Raw genomic sequence first — 2,975 nt, 5'->3', positions numbered from 1 at the left:
GGCCGTCGCCCGCCACGCCGTCGCGCGGGCCGGCCGCCTCGGGCAGCCGCGGCGTGACGCGGCGCACGTAGCGCCCCTGCGCGAACAGCAGCGGGCCGAGGGCAGCGGTGGCGAACGGGTATCCCATCAGGTCGCTCCAGTGATGGTTCAGGTGGATTGAATCGGCCCGGCGCGGGTGGTGCCGGGGGAGTGCGTATTGTGTCCGATCGCCGCGCGGACGGGGCCGGATTGGCCGAGCGGACAGGCAAGACCGCACCGAACGGACAGGGGGCGCCCGCCTGGCAAGGCTGCTCGCCCCCGCCCGGCGGCGCTCCCGAAAAGCGCGGCGCCGACGTGTTAACATGCGCGTCCTGCCCGCGTGTCCGCTTGCTTCGCCAGCCCGCCGCGCACGGCATCCTCCCGGCGTTCCGCCGTCAACCGCAACACCATCCGCCATCATGTCCGCAGGCCTGAATCCCGCCCAGAACGAAGCGGTGCGCTACCTCGACGGTCCCTGTCTCGTGCTCGCCGGCGCGGGCAGCGGCAAGACCCGCGTGATCACGCAGAAGATCGCGCACCTGATCGAAGCGAAAGGCTTCGAGCCGCGCCACATCGCCGCCGTCACGTTCACGAACAAGGCGGCCGCCGAAATGCGCGAGCGCGTGTCGAAGCTGCTCGAGGGCAAGACGCTCACCACGCCCGGCAAGGAAGGCCGCAAGGTGCCCGTCAACCAGCTCACCGTCTGCACCTTCCACTCGCTGGGTGTGCAGATCCTGCGCCAGGAGGCCGAGCACGTCGGCCTGAAGCCGCAGTTCTCGATCATGGATTCGGACGACTGCTTCGGGATGATCCAGGAGCAGATCGGCACGACTGACAAGGGCCTGATCCGCAAGATCCAGAGCACCATCTCGCTGTGGAAGAACGGCCTGATCATGCCCGAGGAGGCGATGACGATCGCGGCCAACGAGGACGAGCACCAGGCCGCGCTGGTCTACCGCAACTACGTCGCGACGCTGCATGCGTACCAGGCGGTCGACTTCGACGACCTGATCCGCCTGCCCGCCGAGCTGTTCGCGAAGAACGAGCCCGTGCGCGACCGCTGGCAGAACAAGCTGCGCTACCTGCTGATCGACGAGTACCAGGACACCAACGCGTGCCAGTACGAGCTGCTGAAGCAGCTCGCCGGCCCGCGCGCGGCGTTCACGGCGGTGGGCGACGACGACCAGGCGATCTACGGCTGGCGCGGCGCGACGCTCGAGAACCTCGCGCAGCTCGGCAAGGATTTCCCGAAGCTGCACGTGATCAAGCTCGAGCAGAACTACCGGTCGACGGTGCGCATCCTCACTGCCGCGAACAACGTGATCGCGAACAACCCGAAGCTGTTCGAGAAGAAGCTGTGGTCCGAGCACGGGATGGGCGATTCGATCACCGTCACGCCGTGCAACGACGAAGAGCACGAAGCCGAATCGGTCGTGTTCCGGCTGTCCGCGCACAAGTTCGAGCGGCGCGCGCAGTTCCGCGACTACGCGATCCTGTATCGCGGCAACTTCCAGGCGCGGATCTTCGAGCAGGTGCTGCGCCGCGAGCGGATCCCGTACGTGCTGTCGGGCGGCCAGTCGTTCTTCGACAAGGCCGAGATCAAGGATCTGTGCGCGTACCTGCGGCTGATCGCGAACGCCGACGACGATCCCGCCTTCATCCGCGCGGTCACCACGCCGCGCCGCGGGATCGGCAACACGACGCTCGAAGCGCTCGGCTCGTTCGCGGGCCAGGCGAAGGTGTCGCTGTTCGAGGCCGTGTACATGGGCGGGATCGAGGCGCGGCTGTCCGCGCGCCAGGTCGAGCCGTTGCGGATGTTCTGCGACTTCATCCAGCGCCTGACCGAGCGTGCGGACAAGGATCCTGCCACTGCCGTGCTCGACGACATGATGGAGGCGATCCACTACGAGGCGTACCTGTACGACGCGTTCGACGAACGGCAGGCGCAGTCGAAGTGGCAGAACGTGCTCGAATTCCTCGAATGGCTGAAGCGCAAGGGCACCAAGCCCGAGAAGGAGGCCGTCGACGGCGAGGCGGAAGGCTTCCACAACGCGGACGGGCTCGCCGATACGGGCAAGAACCTGCTCGGCCTGATCCAGACCGTCGCGCTGATGTCGATGCTCGAGGGCAAGGATGAAGATCCGGACGCCGTGCGGCTGTCGACCGTCCACGCGTCGAAGGGGCTCGAGTATCCGCACGTGTTCCTGGTCGGCGTCGAGGAAGGCATCATGCCGCACCGCGGCAGCTCCGAGGATGACGGCCCGATCGACAACGAGCGGATCGAGGAGGAGCGCCGGCTGATGTACGTCGCGATCACGCGCGCGCAGCGCAGCCTGCACCTGAACTGGTGCAAGAAACGCAAGCGGGCGCGCGAGACGGTCGTGTGCGAACCGTCGCGCTTCATCCCGGAGATGGGGCTCGACGATGCGCCGCCGCCCACGCCGGAAGAGGCGCCGATGTCGCCGAAGGATCGGCTCGCGAGCCTGAAGGCGTTGCTGCAGAAGTGACCTGGCGGTGCCGCCGCCGCGCGCACGGCGGTCCGGTGGTCCGGCGGTCCGCCGACAAAACAAAACCCCCGCGATGCGTATGCGTCGCGGGGGTTTTTTACTGACGGCCGGGTGGGGTTACTTCGACGCGTTGACCATGTAGTCGACGGCGGCCTTCACGTCGGCGTCCGACGCGTTCGACCCGCCCTTCGGCGGCATCGCGCCCTTGCCGTGCAACGCGTAGTTGTAGACCGTGTCCATCGAGTCCTTCAGGCGCGGCGCCCAGTCTTCCTTGCTGCCGAACTTCGGCGCGCCGAGCACGCCCGCCGCGTGGCAGGCCTGACAGGTCGACGTGTACAGCGCCTTGCCGGCGTCGGCGCCGGCCGGGGCGGCCGCTGCCGCGGGCGCTTCACCGGCCTTCGGGATCGCGGCGATCGCAGCCTGGGCCGCGGCGACTTGTGCGCTGGCGGC

At 68.2% G+C, this 2,975-nt stretch carries 2 protein-coding genes and 1 pseudogene; 1 reads left to right on the top strand and 2 read right to left on the bottom strand.

What is annotated here, in order from left to right; translation table 11 throughout:
- Positions 1-127 (bottom strand): annotated as a pseudogene (locus F3J15_RS38035) (SGNH/GDSL hydrolase family protein); the annotation flags it as partial.
- A 310-nt stretch (positions 128-437) separates the two neighbouring features.
- Between F3J15_RS38035 and F3J15_RS37110 the strand changes: the two are divergent.
- Positions 438-2,525, top strand: coding sequence for a UvrD-helicase domain-containing protein (locus tag F3J15_RS37110; protein ID WP_166897745.1), 2,088 nt, complete (start codon positions 438-440; stop codon positions 2,523-2,525).
- 117 nt (positions 2,526-2,642) lie between these two features.
- Here the strand turns inward: F3J15_RS37110 and F3J15_RS37105 are convergent.
- On the bottom strand, positions 2,643-2,975 hold a 333-nt coding region (locus F3J15_RS37105; RefSeq protein WP_166897743.1), incomplete at its 5' end, for a c-type cytochrome.

This window comes from Burkholderia sp. Ap-955 (genome assembly GCF_011753045.1).
GTDB lineage: Bacteria > Pseudomonadota > Gammaproteobacteria > Burkholderiales > Burkholderiaceae > Burkholderia > Burkholderia lata_D.
This window is presented reverse-complemented; position numbering and strand designations above follow the sequence as displayed.

Excerpts from the sequence above, each read along its gene's own strand:
- F3J15_RS37110 (WP_166897745.1), top strand. The coding sequence starts at position 438 with ATGTCCGCAGGCCTGAATCCCGCCCAGAACGAAGCGGTGCGCTACCTC.